21 protein-coding genes and 1 other RNA gene are annotated in these 25,284 nt (G+C 55.4%); 13 read left to right on the forward strand and 9 right to left on the reverse strand.

Going from position 1 to position 25,284, the window contains the following annotated elements; translation table 11 throughout:
* Nucleotides 1–29 precede the first annotated feature (29 nt).
* Nucleotides 30–5,393, reverse strand: a complete 5,364-nt coding sequence (locus F1E05_RS06610; protein ID WP_150047540.1) for a PAS domain S-box protein — start codon at nt 5,391–5,393, stop codon at nt 30–32.
* Nucleotides 5,394–5,722: 329 nt separating this feature from the next.
* Between F1E05_RS06610 and F1E05_RS06615 the strand changes: the two genes are divergently transcribed.
* Nucleotides 5,723–7,237, forward strand: coding sequence for a sensor domain-containing diguanylate cyclase (locus F1E05_RS06615; protein WP_150047541.1), 1,515 nt, complete (start codon nt 5,723–5,725; stop codon nt 7,235–7,237).
* Between the two features lie 76 nt (nt 7,238–7,313).
* On the opposite strand, the gene F1E05_RS06620 is transcribed toward F1E05_RS06615, so the two are convergent.
* Nucleotides 7,314–8,630 carry a hypothetical protein gene (locus tag F1E05_RS06620; protein ID WP_150047542.1) on the reverse strand — a complete coding sequence of 439 codons (1,317 nt, stop codon included), beginning with the start codon at nt 8,628–8,630 and terminating at the stop codon, nt 7,314–7,316.
* A 175-nt stretch (nt 8,631–8,805) separates the two neighbouring features.
* Here F1E05_RS06620 and F1E05_RS06625 point away from each other — a divergent pair, with 175 nt between their 5' ends.
* The gene (locus F1E05_RS06625) at nt 8,806–9,612 is read left to right on the forward strand and encodes a ParB/RepB/Spo0J family partition protein (RefSeq protein ID WP_150047543.1); all 807 of its coding nucleotides are present in this window, start codon (nt 8,806–8,808) and stop codon (nt 9,610–9,612) included.
* A gap of 27 nt (nt 9,613–9,639) precedes the next feature.
* On the opposite strand, the gene rimK is transcribed toward F1E05_RS06625, so the two are convergent.
* From rimK to F1E05_RS06655, 6 genes are all read right to left on the reverse strand, one after another.
* The gene (gene rimK / locus F1E05_RS06630) at nt 9,640–10,527 is read right to left on the reverse strand and encodes a 30S ribosomal protein S6--L-glutamate ligase (RefSeq protein ID WP_150047544.1); all 888 of its coding nucleotides are present in this window, start codon (nt 10,525–10,527) and stop codon (nt 9,640–9,642) included.
* Nucleotides 10,528–10,537: 10 nt separating this feature from the next.
* Nucleotides 10,538–11,215: an acireductone synthase gene (gene mtnC / locus F1E05_RS06635; protein WP_150047545.1), complete on the reverse strand. Its 678-nt coding sequence runs from the start codon at nt 11,213–11,215 to the stop codon at nt 10,538–10,540.
* Entirely contained in the window at nt 11,212–11,769 is a 558-nt protein-coding gene (locus F1E05_RS06640; protein WP_150047546.1) for a 1,2-dihydroxy-3-keto-5-methylthiopentene dioxygenase, read from the reverse strand. Before F1E05_RS06640 ends, mtnC begins: the two co-directional genes overlap by 4 nt.
* Nucleotides 11,766–12,389 carry a methylthioribulose 1-phosphate dehydratase gene (locus F1E05_RS06645; RefSeq protein ID WP_150047547.1) on the reverse strand — a complete coding sequence of 208 codons (624 nt, stop codon included), beginning with the start codon at nt 12,387–12,389 and terminating at the stop codon, nt 11,766–11,768. The genes F1E05_RS06640 and F1E05_RS06645 overlap by 4 nt, the downstream gene beginning before the upstream one ends.
* 26 nt (nt 12,390–12,415) lie before the next feature.
* An RNA gene (rnpB, locus tag F1E05_RS06650) (RNase P RNA component class A) lies at nt 12,416–12,767 on the reverse strand.
* Between the two features lie 145 nt (nt 12,768–12,912).
* On the reverse strand, nt 12,913–13,503 hold the full coding sequence (locus F1E05_RS06655) for a globin family protein (protein WP_150047548.1): 591 nt from the start codon (nt 13,501–13,503) through the stop codon (nt 12,913–12,915).
* A gap of 104 nt (nt 13,504–13,607) precedes the next feature.
* On the opposite strand from F1E05_RS06655, the gene F1E05_RS06660 reads away from it, so the two are divergent.
* From F1E05_RS06660 to F1E05_RS06705, 10 genes are all read left to right on the forward strand, one after another.
* Nucleotides 13,608–13,817: a hypothetical protein gene (locus F1E05_RS06660; RefSeq protein ID WP_150047549.1), complete on the forward strand. Its 210-nt coding sequence runs from the start codon at nt 13,608–13,610 to the stop codon at nt 13,815–13,817.
* A 276-nt stretch (nt 13,818–14,093) separates the two neighbouring features.
* A complete protein-coding gene (mmoX, locus tag F1E05_RS06665) occupies nt 14,094–15,677 on the forward strand; it encodes an aromatic/alkene monooxygenase hydroxylase subunit alpha (RefSeq protein WP_150047550.1) in 1,584 nt (527 codons plus the stop codon).
* A 32-nt stretch (nt 15,678–15,709) separates the two neighbouring features.
* A complete protein-coding gene (gene mmoY / locus F1E05_RS06670; protein ID WP_150047551.1) occupies nt 15,710–16,888 on the forward strand; it encodes an aromatic/alkene monooxygenase hydroxylase subunit beta in 1,179 nt (392 codons plus the stop codon).
* An 11-nt stretch (nt 16,889–16,899) separates the two neighbouring features.
* The gene (gene mmoB, locus F1E05_RS06675) at nt 16,900–17,322 is read left to right on the forward strand and encodes a methane monooxygenase regulator MmoB (RefSeq protein WP_150047552.1); all 423 of its coding nucleotides are present in this window, start codon (nt 16,900–16,902) and stop codon (nt 17,320–17,322) included.
* 10 nt (nt 17,323–17,332) lie between these two features.
* Nucleotides 17,333–17,836, forward strand: coding sequence for an aromatic/alkene monooxygenase hydroxylase subunit gamma (gene mmoZ, locus F1E05_RS06680; protein WP_150047553.1), 504 nt, complete (start codon nt 17,333–17,335; stop codon nt 17,834–17,836).
* Nucleotides 17,837–17,968: 132 nt separating this feature from the next.
* Nucleotides 17,969–18,220, forward strand: a complete 252-nt coding sequence (gene mmoD / locus F1E05_RS06685; RefSeq protein WP_150047554.1) for a soluble methane monooxygenase-binding protein MmoD — start codon at nt 17,969–17,971, stop codon at nt 18,218–18,220.
* 4 nt (nt 18,221–18,224) lie between these two features.
* Entirely contained in the window at nt 18,225–19,262 is a 1,038-nt protein-coding gene (mmoC, locus tag F1E05_RS06690) for an aromatic/alkene monooxygenase hydroxylase FAD-binding subunit MmoC (protein ID WP_408631328.1), read from the forward strand.
* 5 nt (nt 19,263–19,267) lie between these two features.
* The gene (locus F1E05_RS06695) at nt 19,268–19,555 is read left to right on the forward strand and encodes a hypothetical protein (RefSeq protein ID WP_150047556.1); all 288 of its coding nucleotides are present in this window, start codon (nt 19,268–19,270) and stop codon (nt 19,553–19,555) included.
* 99 nt (nt 19,556–19,654) lie between these two features.
* A complete protein-coding gene (gene groEL / locus F1E05_RS06700) occupies nt 19,655–21,337 on the forward strand; it encodes a chaperonin GroEL (protein WP_150047557.1) in 1,683 nt (560 codons plus the stop codon).
* 221 nt (nt 21,338–21,558) lie between these two features.
* On the forward strand, nt 21,559–23,304 hold the full coding sequence (locus F1E05_RS06705) for a sigma-54-dependent Fis family transcriptional regulator (RefSeq protein ID WP_150047558.1): 1,746 nt from the start codon (nt 21,559–21,561) through the stop codon (nt 23,302–23,304).
* Between the two features lie 24 nt (nt 23,305–23,328).
* On the opposite strand, the gene purM is transcribed toward F1E05_RS06705, so the two are convergent.
* The gene (gene purM / locus F1E05_RS06710) at nt 23,329–24,372 is read right to left on the reverse strand and encodes a phosphoribosylformylglycinamidine cyclo-ligase (RefSeq protein WP_150047559.1); all 1,044 of its coding nucleotides are present in this window, start codon (nt 24,370–24,372) and stop codon (nt 23,329–23,331) included.
* Nucleotides 24,373–24,465: 93 nt separating this feature from the next.
* On the opposite strand from purM, the gene F1E05_RS06715 reads away from it, so the two are divergent.
* Entirely contained in the window at nt 24,466–25,266 is an 801-nt protein-coding gene (locus F1E05_RS06715; RefSeq protein ID WP_232056804.1) for a DUF2066 domain-containing protein, read from the forward strand.
* The last annotated feature ends 18 nt before the right edge of the window (nt 25,267–25,284 follow it).

Raw genomic sequence — 25,284 nt, forward strand, 5'->3', positions numbered from 1 at the left:
AAAACGGCGGATTGAAGTTTGGCGTCTCGTCAACCGTTAAGGCCGGGTGGTTCGATTGCATCCCAAAAGTCGCTGAAATCTTTGGCCGGCATAGGCCGGGCGTACCAAAAGCCTTGGCCGAGCAAACAAGCCTCTTCGAACAGGAAGTGGTGCTGGGCTTCGGATTCCACCCCTTCGGCGACTACTTGTAAGCCCAACGTTTCGCCCAACTTCAAGATGGCCCGGGCGATAGCGGCGTCGTTGCCGTCGCTGGGAATGTCGTTGACAAAGGATTGATCCAGTTTCAGCTTGGTCACCGGCAAACGTTTCAGATAGGACAAGGACGAATACCCGGTGCCGAAATCGTCGATGGCGATGCCGAAGCCGAAGTCGCGCAATTGGGTCAATAACTCTATCGCGCCTTCGCTTTCCCGCATGATGTAACTTTCGGTGAGTTCCAATACGATACGGTCGGCGGGACACTGGGTATCCCGTAGCACTTGGCTCGCAATACCGACGAAATCGCCCTGGGCGATTTGCTTGCCGGAGACGTTAACCGACAAAAAATCCAAATGAATGCCGGCGTCCAGCCAAGTTTTCATCTGCCGGCAGGCGGTCAGCAGTACCCACTGTCCCAATGAATGTATCAAGCTGTTCTCTTCGGCGACCGTGATGAATTTGCTGGGCGGAATCCAGCCTTTGCTGGGATGCTGCCAACGAATCAATGCCTCGGCGCCCACGCAACGGCGGCTGGTCACGTCGATGACCGGTTGATAATGTAATTCGAATTGTTCGTGCTCCAAGGCATGGCGCAAATCATTGTGCAGCATCATGCGTTCCTGCACTTTCAACGACAGGTCTTGGGTGAAGAAGTGGAGTTGGTTGCGCCCGGCTTCTTTGGAACGGTACATGGCTAAGTCGGCGTGCTTAACCAAGGTATCGATATCGTCGCCGTCGTTCGGGAACACCGCAATGCCGATGCTGGCCGAAATGAATACCCGTCCTTCCGCCAGCTCCACGGGTTGCGCCAATGCGGTCAAAATTTTGCGGCCGGTTACGTCCAAGCCGCTCCATCTTTCGGCGTCTTCCACCATTAACATGAATTCGTCGCCGCTCAAGCGGGCTAAGGTATCGCTTTCGCGCACCGTGCGTTTCAGACGCTCGGCAACTTGGCGCAGCAGTTCGTTGCCGGCCGAATGACCGTAGGTATCGTTTACCTGTTTGAAGTTGTCCAGATCGATGAACATCAGGGCCAGGGAACGGGCTTGACGTCTGGCCTGGTTCAAGGCGTGCTCCAATCTGTCCATGAACAAGGTGCGGTTGGGCAAATCGGTCATCGCATCGTAATGCGCCAAATAGTTGATGCGCTCTTGCGACATTTTTTGATCGCTGATGTCGTAAACCACCGCTGTGTAGCGGTCTATATCGCCGGCTTGATTGCGCACCCCGGCGATGCTCAACCATACCGGCAAATCGCGGCCTTGCCGATGCTTGCACCACACCTCGCCCTGCCAGCTGCCGGTTTTGCGCACGGCTTTAATGACCGGCCGGTAGTAGTCTTGCAGGTATTGTTCCGTCGCCGCAAAGCCGATAGGTTTGCCCAGTGCCTCGCGTTCGGCATAGCCCAACAGACGCTCGAACGCCTGATTGACTTTCAAAATGGTAAAATCGCTGGAGGCAATCACAATGCCGTCCTGAGTATTGGAAAATACGCTAGCCGCCAAGCGCAACTCGTCATCCGCCTGTTTGCGCTGGGTGATGTCTTGAATCTGGGCAATGTTGTACAGCGGGGTACCAAGCGGGTCGGCTACCTGGGCGACGTTGAGTTGTGCCCAAACCACGCCGCCGTCTTTGCGCAAGTAGCGCTTTTCTATTTGAAAGGTCGGGATTTCGCCGCGCTGCAGACGTTGCAGGTGGTGTTGCCCATCGGCCAGATCGTCCGGATGCGTGACCGACTGTTCGTCGCGGCGCAACAAGGCCTCGCTGTCGTATCCCAATATCGTGCACAAGGCCGGATTCACTTCCAAAAACCGGCCGTCCTCGGCTATCAAGGCTTTACCGGTCGGCGCAAAATGCATGGCCAAATGAAATTTCTCCTCGCTTTCGCGCAGGGCCTTTTCGGCGCGGACTCGTTCGGACAGATCGCGGATGAAACCGACGAAACGATGCTGGCCGTTTTCCAGACGAAATTCGCCCAAGCTGATGTGTACGTCTTTGCCCTTGCCGTCTTTGCAATACGCGGTGACGTCCCGTCCCATTCCCATGACCCGCGACTTGCCGGTGCGCAGATAGTGCGCGAGGTATTCGTTGTGCATTTTGCCGTCTTCGCCACCCATTAAAATACTGATATTACGGTTGATCAGCTCGTCGGGGGCGTAGCCGAAAATGGTTTCGCAAGCAGGATTGCACAGTTCTATGCTGCCGAGTTCATCGATGACGATAACGGCATCCGGCGCGTTTTCGATTAACGCCCGGTTACGGGCGTCGATTTCCCGTAATGCCAATTCCACTCGCTTACGCAAGCTGATGTCCGAGATCGAGCCGGACATACGGATGGGCGCCCCCGCATCGTCGCGGATAGCTTGGCCGCGGGCCAGCACCCAAATGTAATGGCCGGATTTATGCCGCAAGCGATATTCTCTATGGTACGGCAGACTTTGTTTTAGGTGCGCTTCCAAGGCGGCAAGCGTGGCTTGGCAATCGTCCGGATGCAAATGCGATTCCCAAACCGCTAAAGACGGTTCCCATTCCCGGTCCGTGTATCCCAGTATCTCGGCATAGCGTGGGGAGAAGTAAATCCGGTTATTGGCGATATCCCAATCCCACAAGCCGTCGTTGCTGCCGCGTACGGCCAATTCGAAACGCTCGTTGCTAACTCTTAACGCTTCCTCGGTATGGTGTTGCCGGGTGATGTCCTGGAACACCAGCACGGCGCCATCGACATCGCCCGCCGGTTTACGGTAGGGCATCACGAATAGGCGAAACATCGCCGCGCCGGTGCCTTTTAGCGTCGCTTCGTAACTTTGGGCGTCGGACACCACCCGGCGCACCTGTTCGACCAATCCCGGCACTTCCAATTGCCATTGCACAGTCGTTAGGGAGCTGCGTTCCAGCGGGGTATCGAACGCCGCGATATGCCGGCAGGCCGAATTGGCTTGGGTAATGCGCAATTGTTTGTCGACCACGATTAAAGGAAACGCCAAGCTTTGTTTGACGTTGGTCAGATCGTTGACCACCGCTTCCAGCTCCGCCGATTTGATCAACATTTCTTCGTTAACCATTAACAGTTCTTCGTTGGCGGACTGCAATTCTTCGTTAGAGGTTTGCAATTCTTCGTTGGTGGACTGCATCTCCTCGTTGGCGGACTGCAGTTCTTCGTTCAAAGATTGCAATTCCTCGTTGGCGGTTTCCAGCTCTTCGGCAATGATGTTCAAATGGGCGCGAGTGTTGGACAACTCCTGTTCCAGCTCGCTGATGATGTTATGGTCTCTGTCGCCCGGGTCGACTTCCGGGCTTTGTTCGGCTTCTACCGGCACGGCCTTAAACGAAATCAGCAAATACCGGCCTTGTTCCGGCTCCAACGGCGACACGATAGGCGTGACGGTATGCGCTTGCCCGGCTACGGTAAAATGCCAGGAGCCGCCCGATATCGGGCGCAGTTCGCGTCGGCAGCGGTACACCAATGCCCGAAGTTCGGCGCGAACCGATTTATCCAACAAATCGAATAAATGCATGTCGGCCGGGCCTTTAGGAAAACATAAAAACGGCTTTAGGTTGCCGTGAAAATAGACGATGTTGTCCGATTCGTTGATCAGCAAAGACGGTGGTGCGTAGTGTTCGGCCAAGCATTCCAAGGTGCGGATGTTGATCGAATCCGCTCCGACGGCCGGGTTTCGGGTAGCGTTGCGTGGGTTGTTACGCGCGTTGTTCAGGCCTTGGCTGAGCGGCAAACTGTAGCGGGCCACGCTGTCTTGGCGCAGATACAGTCTTGCCCGGTTATCCACGTCCTCGAACAAGTGTTTATAGCTTTCCGGGCTTTCGGATTTGCCTAAAAACAAGTAACCGCCTCGATTCAGCGAGTAATGAAATATCTCGAAAATCCGTTTTTGCACCGGCGGATTCAGATAAATCAATAAATTACGGCAGCTGATCAAATCCAGGCGAGCAAACGGCGGGTCTTCGATCAAGTTTTGCCGGGCGAACACCAAGCGGTTGCGGATGTTTTTTAAGATTCGGCAATAGCCGTTCACGGTTTCCGTGTAACGCAGGCGCAGCGTTTCCGGTACGTTGTCTAGCGAGGAGGCGGGGTAGCTGGCGGTTCTGGCGTGTTCCAAGGCCTCGTCGTCCAAATCCGAGGCGAAAATCACGTATTGCAGATCGTTACGATTTTGTTCGAGTAGGGCTTCTTCGAACAACATGGCGATGCTGTAGGCTTCCTCGCCGGTAGCGCAACCGGGTACCCAGCAGCGTATTACCCCTTGTTCCGCTTGATTTCTGACGATCTCCGCAATGGCCCGGCCCAGTACCGGAAAGGTTTCCGAATCGCGAAAAAATGCCGTGACGCCGATGAAGGTATCGCGGACCAAGGCGTGGGCTTCGGTTTTATGCGACTTCAAATATTCCAGGTATTCCACCAGCGTCGCGATGCCTAGTATCCCCATGCGCCGCGCGATCCGGCGTTTGATCGTGCCTATCTTGTAATCGCTAAGCCGGAACGCGGTATTTACTCTAACCAAGGTGCCGATTTGTTGGAATTCGTCGGCTTCGTCGTCGTTGCCGAAAATTTGATTCAAGCCTTGCGGATTGGCGATCAGGCGCTGCAGCGCGGTGCCCATTTGCGCCGGGCGCAACACCAAATCGATGCTGCCGGTATGAATGGCGGCTTTCGGCATGGCGTCGTATTTGGCGGAGTCCGGCTCCTGCACCATGGTCACGCCGCCGGCGGTCTTGATAGCCCTTAACCCGGATGCGCCGTCGGTGCCGGTGCCCGACAACACGATGCCGACCGTCCGCTGGCCTGCGCCGTCGGCCAGCGAATGAAATAAATGATTGATGGAAGGTTTGGGGCCGGACGCTCGTTCCGGTTCGGTGATATGTAACAAGCCCGCGCTGAACGCTACGTCTTTGTTAGACGGCGTGATGAAGATGCACCCCGGTTCGGGGCGTTGTTTATCGTTCAGTTCCCGCACTTCCAACGTAGTCAAAGGCGACAATAAATGGGGCAAGATGCTGGAATGATTCGGCGATACGTGTTGTGCAATGATATAACACAAACTTTTACTATCCGGTAAAGACTCGACTAATTCCCGTAACGCCTCCAATCCGCCGGCCGATGCGCCGATTGCGACTAAATAATCGGGCGCGCTTGCGGTGTCCCCGGTCTGCGCTTGTGTGCTGTTATTGCCGGCCGCCATGATTATCCTTGGCCTTGCCGAATTGCATCCGTATGCACGGGTGCGTAACGAAGCAGTTTATTATTCATTCGAATCAACTATCCGATTTTATTGAGCCGTTTTTTAATCTATTGTAGTCGGCGGTATTGCAATTTTCACCGTAGCCTGTAGCTTAGGATTTTAGCTCACGCCTTCAGCCGGCGTCCGTCCGGCGAGCTTGCAAAGAATATCTGCGAGCTCATGCGCCTAAACGCCGTTCGATCTTTCCGGTGTAAGAATAAACCCACTATACTTTCGCTTTTGGGTCGCACAGCCGCATAGGCGGTTTAAGCAATCAGCTCTGGTTAACCATGAAAATCAGCCAATACACCAAGCGCGAATTGTGCAAGGAATTTGAGGTACTCAGTCAGCGCGAAGCGCATTTTCGTAAAATTGCCGAATTGGCTCCGGTCATGTTGTGGATGACGGATCAGGATGGTAAGAGCTTGTTTTTTAATCGGAAATGGATGAAGTTTACCGGTTTTCAAGGCACGTCCGATCCCGGGGCGATTTGGTACGAGGCATTGCACCCCGACGAACGCAAAGATTGTCTTAAAGCGTTTCAAGCGGCATTTAAGGCGCAACAGCCGTTCAAAATGGAATATCAATTGCGGCGGCACGACGGCGAGTATCGCTGGATATTGGATAACGGCGAGCCGTATTACGACAATGCAGGCCTGTTTGCCGGCTTCATCGGTTCCAGCCAAGACATTACCGAGCGCAAGTTGGCGGAAAAGTCCTTGCAACGCTCCTATGCGGAGTTGAATCGGCACGATTGGGAAAACACCTTGCTCGGCGAGATGAACAGTTGCCTGCAAGTCTGCCGTACTTTGCCGGAAACCTATCCGGTGATCGGCTTGTTTACCCGCCGCTTGTTCGCCAATACTTCCGGTTTGATCTGCGTGATCAACGACTCGCGCTCGTTGCTCGAATCCATCGTCGAGTGGGGGGACAGCCACGAGAGTCAAAACGTGTTCGCGATCGAAGACTGCTGGTCTTTACGGCAAGGCAAGACCCACAAGGTTCCGGACCCTGGCAACGGCTTGGTTTGTTGGCATATGCAGCCCGGTGCCGATCACGGTTACGTGTGTCTGCCTATGAGCTCCTACGGCGAAACCCGCGGCATCCTGCATTTGCAACTACCCGACCTGCAAGGCAGCGAAGCCGAACGCGCCGCGGCGATAGAGGCGATTGTCAATACCGCGACGCTGTTTACCGCACAGGTTGCGCTAGCCCTCAGCAACATTCGCTTGAAAGAGGCCTTGCAAGACCAATCGGTGCGCGATCCTTTAACTCAACTTTACAATCGCCGCTATTTGATCGATTCGCTGGAACGCGAATTGGCCCGTGCCAAGCGCAACCATACGCATTTTGCGGTGATCGTGCTGGATATCGACCACTTCAAGCGGTTTAACGACACGTTCGGTCACGATGCCGGCGACGCCTTGTTGTGCGAATTCGGCAAGTTGTTAAAACAACATACCCGTCGCGAAGACATCGCCTGCCGTTACGGCGGGGAAGAATTCGTCATGGTGTTGCTGGACGCCAATTTGGAAGATGCGGTTCAGCGCTGCGAAGATTTGCGGCAGAAGACCAAATTGTTGCGGGTCGAATTACGCGGTCAAAAGCTCGGAGCTATCTCCATTTCCATCGGTCTGGCCATGTTTCCGTTTCACGGCCATAAATGCGAAGAACTGATTACCTCGGCCGATACCGCTCTGTACCGGGCCAAACGCGAGGGGCGCGATCGGACCGTGGTGGCCCAGACTCAGTTACCGGACTTGGAGCCGGCCAAGCTGGGGCAACTTGCCAATGGAAAAAGTTAAGCGGTTGCCATGCTGAAAGTTGTTCCTCCATTCCCGGTTTTACTTGATCGGGGCGCTTGAGATGTTCTCAGAAAGGTTAGCGTGTCCAAGCTTGCAGTTCGCACCCCAAGCGCCGGGTCTTGCCCGAACGGTCTTTGACGCGGAAATAGCGTTGATCGGCTGTCTCGCTCAAGCCGTCCAAATCGGCAGCGCTAGTTTTGCCGTACCAGAGTTCGCAACTGCCGGCGCAGTAATAGCCCGAGCAAACCAAGCCGGTATCGATGTCGAAAGCTATCCGGCCGGAATCCGGCGACCAGACGCCGTAATTGCTCATCTTGGTTTTGGTAAAGCGCTTTAGCGCGCTGCCGTCGATATTAGCCAGCCATAAATCGCTTTCGTCTATGCTGCCGTCTATGGCCAACACTGCCAGGGCCAGCAGCATTTGCTTGCCGTCCGGACTGACCGATACATCCCCAATATGCCGCCCGTCCGGTATGCTCAGCGAGCCGGTTGCGGTTTCCGCGCCGCCGACAATGCCGGTACGAATGGTGCCGTCCGTGCTAACCCGCAAATAGCGGCCGTCCGGCAACCAATCGATCACGCTGCCGGCGTATTCGAACACATCCAGTATTTGTTCGGTGGCGAAATCGAAAAACAGCGCATATGGCGTCGAAATGCTATCTTCGCTCCAAGTCGCCAAAATCACCGATTGACTGACCGGCGAAGGGCGTTCGCCGCGCAAATATTCGCTAAACGTGTATTGATACAGTTGTTCGCCGGTTTGCAGCGAATATACCCGTGCATCGGTGTAATCCAGATCCGACGAGTCGGTGGTTAGGTATTGGTTGCCGTCCAACCACGGATAAGCCGGTAATTTGCCGGTGACTTGTTGCGGCGCCGCGCCGTTTAGCGAGGCGATTTGGGAGCCGTCGCGGTAATCCAGCGCATAATTGTTGTGCCATAGTTTGCCGCTTAAGTCGACGTTCGGCGTTTGTCCGTCGTCTTGCGCCAGCACGTCGCAACTTAGAGTATCTATCTGGGTAGCGGAATCCGCCGCCAATAGAGCGGCTTTAAAACCGACGTCGCCGGCTCCCTTGGTACGCCAAGCAAAGTTGATTGTCGCGGTTTTACCGGGTTTGACGCTGATTTTGCGGATTCTCAACGGATACTCATGACCGTTTTGGCTGGCCGTAACCGCTAATTTGACTCCGGGTTTTCTGACATCGCCTTGATTGCCAAGGCCGAGACTAAGTTTGAGTTTACGATTTTTTTTGTCTACTTTACCGCCGCAGCTAGCAACGCCGGTAAAACCGTAATCCGGCTCCGCTTGTACTGGTAGTGGACCCATCAGTCCGACTAGCGTGCCAAGTAGCAGGAACTGCAGCCGGCGATTCGCCCGCTTAAAAATCTTCATGTCGGCCTCCACGCTTTGCATATGCTTAAAAACTTAACTTGTTTGCTAGAAGTTCGCAATTAATATCCGATTAAGATCAAAAGCAATGTTCAGGGTTAAATCGCCAAGTATTTGCGCGCCGTTTTGCCGGCCGGCTACAATCGCCGCATCCCCACCGCATTCTCTGAGGTTAGCCATGCTTGCGACTAAACGCTACGAATATTTGCCGATCGACTTGATTCAATATCACCATACGTTGACCAACCATAGGGATTTGGATATGGCTAAAGTGGCACATCTTGAGCGGGACATCATCGCTAACGGCTTGTTCGAGCCTTTGGTCGTTTGGGAGCGGCAGAGCAAGGAGTATTATCTGGTGGGTGGTTTTCACCGCATGGAAGCGATACAAGGCATTCGGCGCGCCAATCCCGGTTATTTCGACCGAGTGGACGTGCGGGTGGTTACCGGCGATCCCGACGAGATCAAGGCCTTGAATTTGAAATTGAATTCCGACCGGGTGGATACCCGGATCACCGATTATTTTCAAACGGTGCTTTATCTGAACAACGCCAATTGGCCGAAGGAGCGGATTGCCGAGTTTTTCGACAAAAGCGTCGGTTGGATAGACGAAATTATTCGCTACGCGCCTTTGACCACCGAGCCGTTGCGGGAGAAGCTGGCCAGCGGCGAAGTTTCTTGGAGCCGGGCCAAGGACATATTGCGCAAAGCCTTGAAAGCGCCGCCGGGCAACGAAAAGGCGATTATCGAATCCGAGCTGAGCCAGCCGATGCCGGCAGCGGCGGCTAGGCCGTTGCGCTACAAAGACTCCCTCAAGCGGCTCAGCGATACCATTAAAAAACAGCCCAAGCGCACCTACAAGATTAGTGCGGCGGATCTTTATGCCTTATTGGTTACGTTAAGAAGTAAATCGGTGGATGCGGATAGCTTGGCAAGAGCGCGCCAGGCCTTTCCGATGTTGTGGGACGACGAACAGGATACCTAACGCCCGGTCGCAGATCTTTGTCGAAAATCAGCGCGGTTTTTGCGCGATGACCTTTTCGATATACGCGATCATCATGCCGGCGATGTCGCGTCCCGAGGATTTTTCGATGCCTTCCAAGCCGGGAGACGAGTTGACTTCCATGACCAATGGGCCGCGGTTGGAGCGCAGCAAGTCCACCCCGCACACGTTCAAGCCCATGATTTTGGCGGCGCGCACCGCGGTCGCGCGTTCTTGCGGGGTTAGCTTGACCAAGCTGGCGCTACCGCCGCGATGCAGGTTGGAGCGGAATTCGCCCTCTCGGCCCTGCCGCTTGATGGCCGCCACGACTTTATCGCCGATCACGAAACAGCGGATGTCGCTGCCCGTGGCTTCCTGCACGAATTCCTGCACCATGATGTTGGCGTTCAGACACATAAAGGCTTGAATCACGCTGCGAGCGGCATTGTCGGTTTCGGCCAGGACCACGCCTATGCCTTGCGAACCTTCCACCAGTTTGATGACTAGCGGTGCGCCGCCGACTTCGGCAATCAAATCGTCGATGTTGTCCGGATTGTGGGCGAAGGCGGTGATCGGCAGGTCTATGCCTTTACGGGCCAGCAATTGGCTGGAAGCCATTTTGTCGCGCGAGCGGCTGATAGCCGCGGAATCGTTCAAGCAAAAGATGTTCATGACTTCGAACTGGCGCAGCACCGCGGTGCCGTAGAAGGTGATGGATGCGCCGATGCGCGGAATCACCGCGTCGTAGCCGAGCAAATTTTCGCCTTGGTAATGGATGGACGGCTTCATCGAGGTGATGTTCATGTAGCAATGGGTGGGGTCTAGCACCCTAGCCTCGTGACCGCGCGCTGCCGCCGCTTCCATTAGGCGCACGCTGGAATACAGCGTGGCATCGCGGGATAAAATCGCGATTTTCATCGACCGCGGTTTATTGGAGATGGATGCCGGCGAAATCGGCCGCTTGCGGGTGTGCGGCGGCGGTATCGACGCTTTGTCCCCTGACCAGCCAATAGGTGCGCAGGTGGGCGGCGCGGGCGGCGTCCAGTTCTGCTTCTATGTCGGACAAGAACAAAATGCGCTCGGCGGGTAAGCCGATCCGCTCGGCAATGGCCTTATACGATGCGGCTTCGCGTTTGCCGCCGATGCGGGTGTCGAAATAGCCGGAGAACAGCGGGGTCAAATCGCCGAATTCGCTGTAGCCGAACAGCAGCTGCTGCGCTTCCACCGAGCCGGAGGAGTAGACGTAAAGCCCAAGGCCGGCTTCCTTCCAGTTTTGCAGGTATTTGGCGGCGTCCGGATAAATATGGCCTTTGAAAGCGCCTTGCCGGTAGCCGTCGCGCCACACCATGCCTTGTAGCGACTTGAGCGGGGTGATTTTTTGATCTTGGTCTATCCAGGCGATGAATTGCTGAGTTTGTTGGCTCAGGCTCAGGCCGCCGCCGGCGAGGTCGTCAACCTCGGCCAAAATCTGTCGTACTTCCGGTTCGCCGGCGTGCTGCTGCAGATAAGCGGGAATTTTCGCTCTAGCATAGGGAAATAACACGTCTTTAACGAAGGACAGCGACGACGTCGTGCCTTCAATATCCGTGACGATGGCTTTAATCATAAGGTTTCGAGGTATTGCTCCAGGGTTGGAAAGCGCCCGGCAATTTGATCGCCGGTAAATTGCGCGACCCAGCCGTCTTCGGTGGTGAAGAAGCGAATACACTTGAAATCCGGATTTTCGCCCATGTCGAACCAGTGCTTGGTGTCGGCGGGTACGCTGATCAGGTCGCCTTGTTCGCACAGAATGGCGTAAACCCGATCGGCGATATGCAAAAAGAACAGTCCGCAACCCTCGACGAAAAAGCGTACTTCGAAATCGCTGTGGATGTGTTCGGACAGGAATTTCTGCCTCATGCCGTGCTTGTCCGGATGATCCGCGGTCAGGCTGACCACATCTACCGATTGAAAACCGTATTGCTGTTTCAGCCGTTCAATCGGGCCTTGGTAGGCGTCCATCACGGTTTGTACGCCGGCGTGGGCGACGGATTCGCATTCCGCCAGCCAACGCTCGAATTGCACGCCTATCGCGCTCAATTGTTCGGCAATGGCGGAAAATTCCTGGGTGGTCACCCCGTCTTGCGGACGGTCGGCCGGGAAAACGGTTAACGCGCTCATGGTTGTTTGACTCCGTATAAGCGAATTTCACAATCGAACAAAAAGTCCAGCGCTTCCAGGTGACGTAAAGTTTCCGCTACCGAGCGGCCCCAGGTATAAAACCCGTGGCCGGCGATTACGTAGGCGTGGATGTCGCCGTGTTTGTCCAGATAGCGGTTTACCGCCGCCGACAAACGGGGAATGTCTTGGTCGTTGGCGAAAATCGGGATGGTAATCCGGGTTTCGTGGCTATCGATGCCGGCTAAGGCTTTCAACAACTCATAATCTTCCAAGACAATTTCGGAAGCGAACAGTTTTGCCGCCAGCGTGGCGTTAATGGAATGCGGATGCAGCACCGCGTGGACGTCGGGGTAACGCTGATAGAGCGCGGTATGCAACAAGGTTTCCGCAGACGGTTTTTTGCCGTCCAGCGCATTGCCGTCGGCGTCGATCAGCATGATGTCGTCGCGTTGCAATTGGCCTTTATGCCTGCCGGATACGGTAATCGCGATCGTGCCGTCGGCCAAGCGGGCGGAGAAGTTGCCGCTGGTTGCCGGTACCCAGCCCTTGCTGTCGATCAGGCGGCCGGCCGCGATCAGTTCGTCGGCTTTGCAATAAAATTCGTCGGATTTTTGCGTCATCGGAATTGCGCTGCGGCAGCGGAGAGAAAACGAGTCGGCCTGTAAGCCGGGTTCTGTCGAGAACAGCCATTCATCTAGGCACCAAGTCACCTTGGCGCTCAAGCAATCTACCCAGGCGCCGCGCGGGCCGCGCGTATGCGCCTCTATTTGATCTTGCTCCGGATGGGGTTTGCCATGCCACGCCTGTTACCAGCCGCGCGGTGCGCTCTTACCGCACCATTTCACCCTTACCGAAATTCGATAAAATTCCGGCGGTATATTTTCTGCGGCACTTTCCGTAGGCTCGCGCCTCCCAGGTATTACCTGGCATCCTGCCCTATGGAGCCCGGACTTTCCTCCCTTTCACCTGAGCGAAACGGCGGCTGTTCGGCCGACTCGGGGCGCGATTATACCCAACTTACGCTAACCGGCGCGCAATTATCTGCGCGCCGGGCAGGGCTAGCGTATTTAAACGAGGTAGAAGATCGATCTTAATGCTGTCAGCGCTTGCAGCCGGTAAGCGGTACTCATGTTGTTGCGGTGATTAGCCATGGCTACGGTAGTGGGTGTCCATGTCGCCTTCGTTATAGATTTCTTTACCGCGTCCCATGATGCCAGCTCTGCCGCTTTCGGCAAAAGCCAATATTTTCGACGCCGTAGTGTTAGCTATGTTGAGTTGCCGCAAGGTATCGGCCAGGATTGCCATGGCGGTATCGAAGTTGTCGTCGTTGGGTTGCAAACGAATCAAATGCGAATGCGCCGGACACAATAGAATCAATTCGGAGGGTTTGCCGGTATTGACGATATCACCCGTTACAAAAGCTTCCAGGAACGCGAAATCCCGGTTGTTTACCAGACTGGGCTTGGCATTGCCTCTGGCGAACGCGGCGGTAAAAAAGTCGTTGGCTAATTCCCAGACTTGCTTGTCCGTATATCGGCTTCTGTTTAACAGCGCGGCGACGAGCAATTTCAACGGCTTGGTTTGCTCGGCGATCGGCCGGGTGTAGAAGTATCGGTTGACGCGATAGTCGTCCAACAGGTTCCGGTAAAACGCATCGACAACCGTGGCAATCAAATTCGCGTCCGCTAATTCAGTGTAGTTTTCCGCTAGTTGCGGCTGGGTGTATTCGCTCATTGTTTATTCTCCGCGCGTGTTGTTGTAATAGTTATTCGATTCGAGCTTGTTTTCGAGACAAATCGGCCGGTCTAACCGGGAGTCAAGCCGGAAATTAGCGCTGCTTGCGTGATAAAAGCGTCGCTAAGTCTTTGGATTTAAAAGATGCCGTAAATTTATCGGAGTATTCCCAAGTTTCTGTTTTTGTCAATGCGAAATTGTTTGCGCGTTTCCGGCATGCTTATAAAAATGGCAATGCGACAAAACAATCAGCGCAGTTCGGTAAAACGTTCGGAATCGCCACGCCTGCTTTCAGGCTGCCGCAATCGAAGTAGGCGGCAAAAGCTGGACGTTTGCTTTCTGGACATTGTTCAGTTTTTAGACAGCGCTCGGCAAACCGTTTGCCTGCAAGCCGACTGGCGATTCGGCGCTAGATTATTGTTAATCAAACATAAATGATTTCTTTCCGAATGTTGGCACAGCCGCTGCATTAAAGGGCTGGGGTCGGCGGCCTTTCGAGACATGGCAGCCATTCGAGACGACGGAATGCGTACCGTGCTTCAAGCGTCGCCGATCTCTTCGATAGCAAGATCCAACAACGAGGAGAAATCATGGCAATAAGTGCAGCAACCAAAGCCGCAACCGACGCGTTAGCGGTTAACCGTGCGCCTACCAGCGTCAATGCGCAGGAAGTGCATAGGTGGTTACAAAGTTTTACTTGGGATTTCGAGAAAAACCGGACCAAGTATCCGACCAAGTACAAAATGGCTAACCAGACCAAGGAGCAGTTCAAGCTGATCGCCAAAGAATACGCGCGGATGGAATCGGTCAAGGACGAGCGCCAATTCGGCAGTTTGCAAGACGTGCTGACCCGCCTGGACGCCGGCAACCGGGTGCATCCCAAATGGGGCGAAACCATGAAAGTGGCGTCCAATTTTTTGGAAGTCGGCGAATACAACGCCATCGCCGCGACCGGCATGTTGTGGGATTCGGCCACCGCGCCGGAGCAAAAAAACGGCTACTTGGCGCAAGTGTTGGACGAAATTCGGCATACCCACCAGTGCGGCTACGTCAATTACTACTACAGCAAGCATTATCACGACCCGGCCGGCCATAATGACGCGCGGCGCACCCGGACGATAGGACCGCTGTGGAAAGGCATGAAACGGGTGTTTTCCGACGGTTTCATCTCCGGTGATGCGGTCGAATGTTCCATCAACCTGCAATTGGTCGGCGAAGCCTGCTTTACCAATCCCTTGATCGTGGCGATTACCGAATGGGCGGCCGCCAACGGCGACGAAATTACCCCGACCGTGTTCTTGTCCATCGAAACCGACGAATTACGGCACATGGCCAACGGTTACCAAACCGTGGTGTCCATCGCCAACGACGAAGCGGCCTCCAAATACCTGAACACCGACCTGAACAACGCCTTCTGGACCCAGCAAAAATATTTCACGCCGGTATTGGGCATGTTGTTCGAATACGGCTCCAAGTTCAAAGTCGAGCCCTGGGTGAAAACCTGGAACCGCTGGGTGTACGAAGACTGGGGCGGCATCTGGATCGGCCGTTTGGGCAAGTACGGCGTGGAATCGCCGCGCAGCCTGCGCGATGCAAAAAAAGACGCTTACTGGGCTCACCACGATCTGTTCCTGTTGGCCTACGCCATGTGGCCTACCGGGTTCTTCCGTTTGAGCCTGCCCAGCCGGGAAGAAATGGATTGGTTCGAAGAAAACTATCCGGGCTGGTACGACCACTACGGCAAAATTTATGACGAATGGCGCGCCCGCGGCTGCGAAGACCCGAGCAGCGGCTTCATTCCGTTGATGTGGTTCATCGAAAACAACCATCCGATTTACATCGACCGCGTCTCGCAAGTGCCGTTTTGCCCCTCCTTGTGCAAAGGCGCCAGCACATTGCGTGTACACGAATGGAACGGCAAAAAGCATTCGTTCTCCGACGACTGGGGCGAACGCATGTGGCTGACCGAGCCGGAGCGTTACGAGTGCCAAAACATGTTCGAGCAATACGCCGGCCGCGAATTGTCGGAAGTGATCGCCGAATTGCACGGCGTGCGTAGCGACGGCAAAACCCTGATCGCGCAACCGCATACCAATAAAAACGGCAAGCTGTGGAGCTTGGACGATCTGAAAAAACTGAACTGCGTATTCAAAGACCCGCTGCAAGACCTGTAATCCCTACCCAAACATGCAAGGAGACATCCGATATGTCTATCGAAGTACAACAAGGAAAACGCGGCTTGACCGATCCGGACATGGTGCGCGCCATTCTGGCGGAAATTCCGGATCAACCGTTGGATACTCAACGCAAGATGAATTACTTCGTCAAACCGCGCTGGCGCCGCTTGACCGAATACGAAGTATTGAGCTGTTACGCGCAGCCGACCCCGGATTGGATTCCCGGCGGCCTGGATTGGGGCGACTGGACCCAGAAATTCCATGGCGGCCGGCCTTCCTGGGGTAACGAAACCACCGAATTGCACGCTACCGACTGGCACAAGCACCGCGACCCGGCCAAACGTTGGCACGCACCTTACGTGAAAGACAAGGCTGAAGAGTGGCGTTACACCGACCGCTTCTTGCTGGCTTATTCGGCGGAAGGCCAGGTGCGCTCCATCGATCCGGTGTGGCGCGACGAGGTGTTGAACGACTATCTGGGCGCGTATTGCTTCAACGAGTACGGCTTGTTCAACGCCCATTCCTCGGCCTCGCGCGATTGTCTGGGCGACACGCTCAGACAAAGTATCGCCATGATAGGCTTCGACAAGGTTGACAACGCGCAAATGATCCAGCTGGAACGCACGTTTCTGGCCAAATTGGTACCGGGTTTTCCGGAGTCGACCGACGAGCCGAAACGGGAGTGGACCGAAGGCGCTATCTACAAAGGCGCCCGCGAGACGGTGCAGGACATCTGGCAAGCCACTTACGACTGGAACGAAATCCTGTGGGCCTGCCACATGGTGTACGACCCCTTGTTCGGCCAGTTCGTCCGACGCGAGTTCTTCCAGCGTTTGTCTTCGTATTACGGCGACACCTTAACGCCGTTCTTCATCAACCAAATGCAGCTGTATTTCTCGCAAGCCAAAGGCATCACCGGCGACATGTTCTTCGAATGTCTGGGCGACGACGCCGAATTCGGCGATTACAACCGTCGCATGATGCGGGCCTGGACCGATAAATGGCTGCCCAGAACGGTGCAGGCATTACAGGATTTTATGGGCATATTTGCCAAGATCAGCAAGATCGCCGGGGTGACCGACCGGGCCGCGGTAGAAGCGGCGCTGGGCAGAGTCGTCGACGATTGGCTCACCGATTTCGCCGACCGGGTCAGTTATAAGGCCGATCCGGACACGCTGATCGCCACCGTCATGAAAGGTTATAAATAAGGAGCAACGATATGTCACTCAGTTCAAACGCTTACGGCGCCGGCATCATGGCCAAAAAAGGCAAGGATTTCGCCGACGAATATTTTGCCGAAGAAAATCAAGTGCTGCACGAAAGCAACGAAGTGGTGCTGGTGCTGAAAAAATCCGACGAAATCAACATCATCGTCGACGAAATCCTACTCGGCGACCGCCGCAGCGACAACCCCACTCTGGTGGTGGAAGACCGCGCCGGCTATTGGTGGTTGAAAGCCACCGGCAAAATCGAAGTCGATTGCGAAGAAGTCTCCGAATTGCTGGGCCGCAACTTCAGCGTCTACGACTTTCTGGTTGACGTTTCGTCGACCATAGGCCGGGCATTCACCTTGGGCGAGAAATTCACCATCACCTCCGAATTGATGGGCTTGGACCGCAAATTGGAAGACTTGAAATCCTAGGGAGACGGGCATGGCAAATTATCAAATTCACGACAATCCGGTCCGCGATCTGTGGGTGCAAAAAATCGGTGCGTTGAACACCTTGGTCAAAGGCGTGGCGCTGTTGAACGAGTTTCGCAGCAAATACACCACGCCGCTGCGGGAAAACTACGAGCTGGAGCTGGATTGGGGCTGGATAGAGTGCAAGCTGGAAGAAAAGGTTGCCTTACTCAAACACAAGGAATTCAACGACCAGCAATTGCTGAACCGCTGCGCCAACGGCAACGACGCCCAGCAGGAAGCCAATGCGGTGTTGGCCGATATGGCGGCCTGTACCGACAAATACCAGGCCGAGAAAATCCATATCGGATTCCGGCAAGCCTTCAAACCGCCGATGATGCCGGTCAACGTGTTCATGGACACCGACCGCATCCTCGGCAACAAGTTGATGGAGCTGCGCAATATCGGTTACTACGACTTGCCGCTGGAACAACTGCGCGCGGAGCGCGGCGTCAAGGTCATCACCCTGCAATAGGCATAAACGGATAGTCCGCTCGCTTGTTGGTTTGCAAATTCCGCCAAGGACGGCGGAGTTTTTTCCGCTACGAATCGATGTGCCGGAATTGCGCATCGGTGCGATTCAATCACTTTAGAAGGATGCAAGACGATGGAATTAGAGATAGAACGCGGTGTTCAAGCCGCACCGTTAGCGTTGGACGCCGCAAACGGCTTAACCCCGCTCTACCAAGCCGACCCTTATACCGCCTATGGCGAAGATTTGGATTTCATGTGGCGCTGGACGATATACCGGGACAACCGCTTGGTGCAGGAAGGTTGTTCTCTGACCTTGGATGCGTCGCGCCGGGCGGTGGCGCACGTAATGGCGGTGTTTCAATCGTCGTGGCCGGCAATAGGCTGAGGAGTTGCCCGCCATGTATAACGTCAAAATCGTTACCGAAGACGGCGAAGCGGTGTATTTCGATTGCGGGCCGGACGAAGATATCGTCAGCGCGGCCTTGCGCCAGGATATTTATTTGATGACGTCTTGCCGGGAAGGCGGCTGCGCCACGTGTAAAGGCCTTTGTACCGAAGGCGAGTACGAAATGGGCAAATTCAGCGTGCAAGCGTTGCCGCCGGAGGAGGAAGAGGAAGGCTACGTGCTGTTGTGCCGTTGTTATCCGGCCGGCGACGTCGAAATCGAAGTGCCTTACACCTACGACAGAATTTCGTTCTCGGCGGACGACTTGTGTTTTGACGCAGAAATCGCCGAGCTGACGCCGGTATCCAGTAACGTAGTGAAACTGCGTTTGCAAAAGCTGGGCGCGGAGCAAACCGTGCGTTTGGAATCCGGTCAATATTACGACTTGGAAATTCCGGGCACCGGCATCAGCCGTTCGTATTCGCCGGCCAATACCGCCAACCACAACGGCGAATTGGAATTTTTGATCCGTATCGTCGACAACGGCAAATTTTCCACCTATCTGCAGCGCGACGCCAAAGTAGGCCATGTGGTCAGAGCCAAAGGTCCGCTCGGAATCTTCGGTATACGCGAGAACGGATTTACCCCGCGTTACTTTGTAGCCGGCGGTACCGGCCTGGCGCCTATCTTATCCATGGTGAGGCGCATGCAGGAGTGGGAGGAACCGCAACCTTGCGTGATTTATTTCGGGGTCAACACCGAGCAAGAAGTCTTTTACACCGAGCAACTCAACGCCTTGGAACGGGCAATGCCCACGTTGACGGTACGTATCTGCGTGTGGAAAGCCGGTGACGGCTGGAGCGGCGAAAAGGGTAGTGTCGTCGAGATACTGCGGCGCGACTTGCTCGACCAAGGCATCAAGCCGGACCTATATCTGTGCGGGCCGCCGGGCATGGTCGATGCGACGTATCAAGTATGCGCCCAGATCGGCATTCCGCGCGACAGAATCTATTTGGAAAAGTTTTTGCCTAGCGCCGCTTGATTCGGATGAAACGGGAAGACCGGGCATTTATCAACCAGATGGTCAGGGAATTGGAACAAAGCATACGTAATTTGGCGGCCGAAGAGCAAAGATTGGTCGCCAAACTCGGCGAAGCGCGGGTTGCCGAGTTACTGGGATATTGGCAGAAACGCCTGCCGGCGGACGAGGAAGAAGCTTTCAAACTGACTTTGGACCACGACGACAAAAAACTCACCTGGATCTGGTTTCGCTTGCGGCGGGCCAGACAATCGAGAGCACAAGCCGGGCAGGCCTTAATGCGCGGCGGCACTTGAGCGCAGGCGTAAGCTAAGCGGCCTATTTGAAAAGGCGCCGGCAACCATCATTCAATCGGCGGGAACGGACAAGCCCCCGCCTTGTTACGGAATCAGTTTATGGCCAAACAAATCATCTATAACCCGGAAGCCAGACGGCGCATCATGCACGGCATCGAAACCGTAGCGCGCGCCGCCGCCGCAACCTTCGGCTGCGACGGGCCGGCAGTGTTAATCCAGCACCGAACCGACGGCATGCCGCCGCTTTTTACCCGGGACGGCGCCACAGTGGCCAACGCCATCGTGCTGGAAGACCGTGTCGCGGATTTGGGCGGGCGCATGTTGCGCGAGGTGGCCGGTTCGGTAGCGCGGCAAGCCGGTGACGGTACAACCACCGCCATCGTACTGGCCCGCGACATCGCTAGCGAATGTATGAAAAGCGTCGCGGCGGGTTACCACCCTTTACAACTGCAAAAAGGTTTGGAATTGGCTTTGGCGCTGGTTGATACCGATATGCAGCGCCGGGCCTTGACGGGTGTGACCCCGGCCTGGACAGCCAGGGTGGCCGAACTGGCCAGCAAGCACGAGCCTGGCGTCGGTGAGTTGCTGAACCGGGCGTTCGCGGCATTAGGCTGTGACGGCCCGTTGACTTTTCAACTCGGTAACGGCCGTTACGACGAATTGGAGATTGTCGACGGCGTCCGCTACGAACAAGGTTATCTGTCGCCGTATTTCGTGACCGACCGGGATAGGCAAATTGCCGTGTTGGAACGGCCGTTCGTACTGCTGTGCGATTACGAAATCACTGACCTGATGGACTTGGTGCCCATATTGGAGCAAGTCACACAGCAACAGCGTTCGCTATTGCTTATCGCCGAAGACGTGCGCGACGGCGCCTTAACCGGCATGTTGCTGAATCATATTCGCGGCGTGTTCAAAGCGGTGGCGGTTAAACCGCCGGGATACGGCGACCACAGAGCGGAGCGTCTGGCCGATTTGGCGGTGCTGACCGGTGCCGCGCCGGTACTGCGCAGCCAAGGCGCACGTTTGCAAGACCTGAGTTTGTCGTGCTTGGGGCAGGCGCAACGTGCATTCATCGGCAGCGACACGACCACGCTCGTGGCGGTTGACGCCGATGCGCAAGCAGCCGGCATTCGGCTGGAGGCGTTACGTTGGCAACTGGGGCAAGTGCTGGCCAGGAAACCCGGCCAAGGTTCGCCGACCGGAAACCTGCACGAAGCGGAAGAATTGGCACAGCGTATTGCCCTGTTGTCCGCCAAAACCGGGGTCATTAGCGTCGGCGGCACGACGGACCTGGAAATCAAGGAACGTTGGGTGCGGATAGAAAACGCTTACAAGTCGGCGCGAGCGGCGCTGGAACAAGGCGTGATAGCAGGCGGCGGAGCGGGATTGCTGGCTGCTCAAGCGGTTTTGGACGGCATCATCGCCGAAAACGCCGAGCAGCAACGCGGCGTTGCGATTTTGCAGCAAGCCTTGGCGGCACCGATTCGCCGGTTGCTGGCTAACGCCGGTTTGGAAAGCGAACCGATTATTTCGGCCATACGTCGGCAAACCCGAGAGGCCTTTGCTTACGATTTGCAAACGAGGCGCTTGGGCCCGTGTTTGGAGATCGGGATTGTGGATGCGGTCAAAGTGCTGCGTTTGGCTTTGCGCAATGCGGTTAGCGTAGTCGGAACCTTGATGACCTGCGAATCCGTGGTGATGCCGTTGGCGGATCCCGATTTTATGGCCGGTTATTCAGCGGAATGGGCCGCCGCGACCCGCGAAGACCCTCGTGTTTAATTTCCTAGCGTGAGATAACCTCCTCTCGACTAGAGGGTTCCCGTCCTGGGAATCGTTCGCCTCCGAGATAAGGCAATGTGACGTTATGCCGCATTGCCTCTTTTTTTGATTTTGATATGGTGCGCAAACTATAGCTCTATGAACAAAAAGCAGGCTAAGCTCCTGTTTTTTATTTAGTTTCGCGTCAAAACCAATTTGGCGCCCGGATCGAGAGACTTGAAATGGATATTGCATTGCGCCTACCGGATACCGGCAAAATCGTGCAGGAAGCATTTTGGCAGCACAGGACGCCGGACTTCGAAATCGATCGCCCGGTACAGGCCTGGCGCTGGATGACTCAAACTCGCACGCTGCCCGAACAACGCGACTGGGTGCGCCCGGCGGTTGCGGACGCTTGGCGGCGTTGCTTGGAAGATTACCAATTACCGTTAGGCCATCATGCCGGCTGGCAGCGCCTGCGCACGGCCGCGGCTTCCCCGGGTCCACGGACGCAGCAGGTCGCCGATGCCGTGGCCGAATTGGGGCGGCAATTTAGAGTGTTCTTGCAGGAGGCCGGAGTCATGATGGTGGTCGCGGCGCCCGATGGTGGCGTACTTCAGACACTAGGGGAAAACCTGTTTTCCAGTCCGGCGATGCGCAAATTGTCCGAGCGGCAGAGCGGGTGGACCGAGAGCGTGCTGGGCAATAACGGCATCGGTAGCGCGGCGCTGCTGAAACAACCGGTTGCTTTTCAGGGTATGGAGCATTTTTTCAGCCTGTTGCATCCTTACAGCACGGTCGGCTATCCCTTGGCCGACGAGAGCGGCGAGTTGTTGGCGGTCGTCGGTTTGGTTGCGGATAGGCAGGAAAGTATGAATTCGCTGTTTGCCTTTTTGCATTTGCTCTGCGTGGTGCTGAATACCAACTTGCCGTTGACGCGTAGCCCGGCTGCCCAAGTGAGGATATTGGAGCAAATTCCGTTCAAACTGGCGAAAAAAACCGCTGATACCTCAAGCCCCGCGTTGTCGCAGCCATTGTCTTCCCTGCTCGAAAAAGCGGTGAAATTGCAGCAGCATAAAATTCCGATTTTGATTACCGGCGAATCGGGAGTGGGCAAGGATCATTTCGTCAATCTGTTGAAGCAAGCCGGCTCGCGCCGGGAACAAGCGCTGGTGGCCATCAACTGTGCCTCTATCCCGCACGACTTGATCGAGAGCGAATTGTTCGGCTACGAAGCCGGTAGTTTTACCGGCGCGCGTAGCGGCGGCAAACCGGGTAAATTTTTATTGGCTAACGGCGGGATGTTGTTCTTGGACGAAATCGGCGACATGAGTTTGGATTTGCAGGCTACGCTGCTCAGGGTTTTGGAAACCTCGGAATTCACGCCGGTCGGCGGTTCCAAGCCGATTCGGGTCGACGTGCAAATCGTGGCCGCTACGAATGTGCCGTTACTGGAAGCTGTAGAGGCGGGGCGGTTTCGGCGCGATTTGTATTACCGCTTGAACGGTGCGCAAATCCATTTACCGGCGTTGCGGCAGCGGGCGGACAAGCATGCGATTATTCAGCAGATAGTGCAGCGCGAATTGGCCGGATTGCCGAATGCGCAAACCGTGCGCATTTGTCCCAGCGTGCTGCGGTTGATCGAACAACACCCGTGGCCGGGCAATATCCGTCAGTTAATCAACGTGGTCAGGGCAACCTTGTGTACCGCTAAGGACGATTTGATTACTCAGCAGGATTTGCCCGCCGACTTCGTTGCGGAAGGCAAGCGGTATGCAGGCCCGGCCGACAAGTGCGGCGAGTCTGCCGAGCGCCCCGGTCAGGCGGTCATGACCTTGGAGGACTGGGAGCGGCACGGCATCAAGGCAACCTTGCAAGCCTGTTCCGGCAATATTTCGCTAGCCGCCAAAACTTTAGGCATAACCCGTACCACGCTGTACAAAAAAATCGGTCGTTTCGGTTTGGAGGTGGATAGGGCGGCGGGTTAATGGCCTTGAGTCGAAATAAATGGATTAACGGTAAACAACGCGTGCGTCCGTTTGCTGCGGGACGATTTCGCCTATCGTAAATGCGGTTTCACCCTGTTGTGTTAAGCCGTCCAGCGTGGCCTGTTCGTCGGCCGGATCGACGCAAACGATCATGCCGATGCCGCAATTGAAGGTTACCAGCATGTCGGCTAACTCGACGTTGCCTTGCTGTTGCAACCAAACGAAAATGTCCGGCAGTTGCCAACCGGATAAGTCGATGGCGGCGCCGAGGCCTTCCGGTAGCACTCTGGGCAGATTTTCGGTAATGCCGCCGCCGGTAATGTGCGCCATGGCGTGGACGTCCACCGACTTAAGTAAATTCAGCAGCGGCTTAACGTAAATTCGGGTGGGTTCCAGCAGCAGTTCCGACAAGGGTTTGCCGTTCAGCGGGGTCTGTAAATCCGCATTGCTGCGCGCCAGAATCTTGCGGATTAGCGAGTAACCGTTGGAATGCGGGCCGGACGATGCGAGGCCGATCAATTTGTCGCCGGTTTTGACCTTGCTGCCGTCGATGATGCGTTGTTTTTCCACGATGCCGACGCAAAAGCCGGCCAAGTCGTATTCGCCGTCCGGATACATGCCGGGCATTTCCGCGGTTTCGCCGCCGACCAAGGCCGCGCCGGCCCGTTCGCAGCCTGCGCCTATCCCTTCGATGACGGCGGCGGCCGAAGCCACGTCCAGCTTGCCGGTCGCGAAGTAATCCAGAAAAAATAGCGGCTCGGCGCCTTGCACGACGATGTCGTTGACGCACATGGCGACCAAATCGATTCCCACCGTGTTGTGGATGTTCGTGTCGAAGGCCAGTTTTAATTTGGTACCGACACCGTCGGTGCCGGATACCAGCACGGGCTGTTTGTAGCGCTCCAGCGGCAGTTCGAATAACGATCCGAAACCGCCCAATCCGGCCAGGACGCCCGGAATACGGGTTTTGGCGGCTATCGGTTTAATTCGGTCAACCAGGGCGTTGCCGGCTTCAATATCGACGCCGGCGCTTTTGTAATTCAGGCGGTCTGATGGTGGTACGCTCAAAGGGTGCCTCTTGTTAAAGTTAAGCTTGAACTATCCGATATTGTACTATAGTTCCGTCTCGTTCTTGGCTGGGGTAATTTCTAAGTGATGATTTTGAAAAAGAAAACGCGCCGGGCGTTTTGTCTGACGACTTTTGCGCTCGCACTCTTATGCGGACAACCTGGAGCGGTAGAAGTTAAGGGTTTGTTCGAAATCGAGTTGATCGCCAATAGCCAATCGGCACAGGATAGGGAGGTCGCCATCAAACAAGCGTTGTTCGGGGTATTGAATCGGATTTTGGTCGCGGACGACATTGCCAAATTGGCCGTGGTGCAACAGTTGTTGAACGGCGCGCAGCATTACGTCAAACAGTTTCAATATTCGTTGATCGCGGCCGACGAATATGCGTCCGGCGACGCGCGGTTAATGCGGGTCGAATTCGATCAAGAACAATTATTGGAAGTCATCCGGCAAAACCGTGTGGGCATTTGGAGCGAAATTCGCCCGGAAACCTTGCTTTGGTTAGTGGTCGAAGACGGCGACGGCCGGCAGTTTTATAACGCCGATAGCATGCCGGAAGTCGAGAACGCCCTGACGCTGGCCGAAAAGGTTAAAGGGGTGCCTATTATTGTGCCGATTCTGGATTTGGAGGAACAACAGAAAATTTCGGTCAATGAAGTGTTGGGTGTCGATTCGCGCAATCTGTTGGCCGTTTCGGCGCGTTACGAAGTGCCTGGTGTCATGACGGGGCGGCTCGTCCGGAAAGGTCAGTGTTGGCAAGGCGAATGGGCGTTTTATTTCGACGGTAAAATCAAGCAGTGGGATAATCCTTGCTTGCCGTTAAAAGGCGCCATGTTGGAAGGCTTGCAAGGCGCATACACGATTTTAGCCGGTTACTACGGCGTTAAACCGTAAATTGTAGGTGAATTGACG

Origin of the sequence: Methylomonas rhizoryzae, from assembly GCF_008632455.1 — a bacterium.
Classification (GTDB): domain Bacteria; phylum Pseudomonadota; class Gammaproteobacteria; order Methylococcales; family Methylomonadaceae; genus Methylomonas; species Methylomonas rhizoryzae.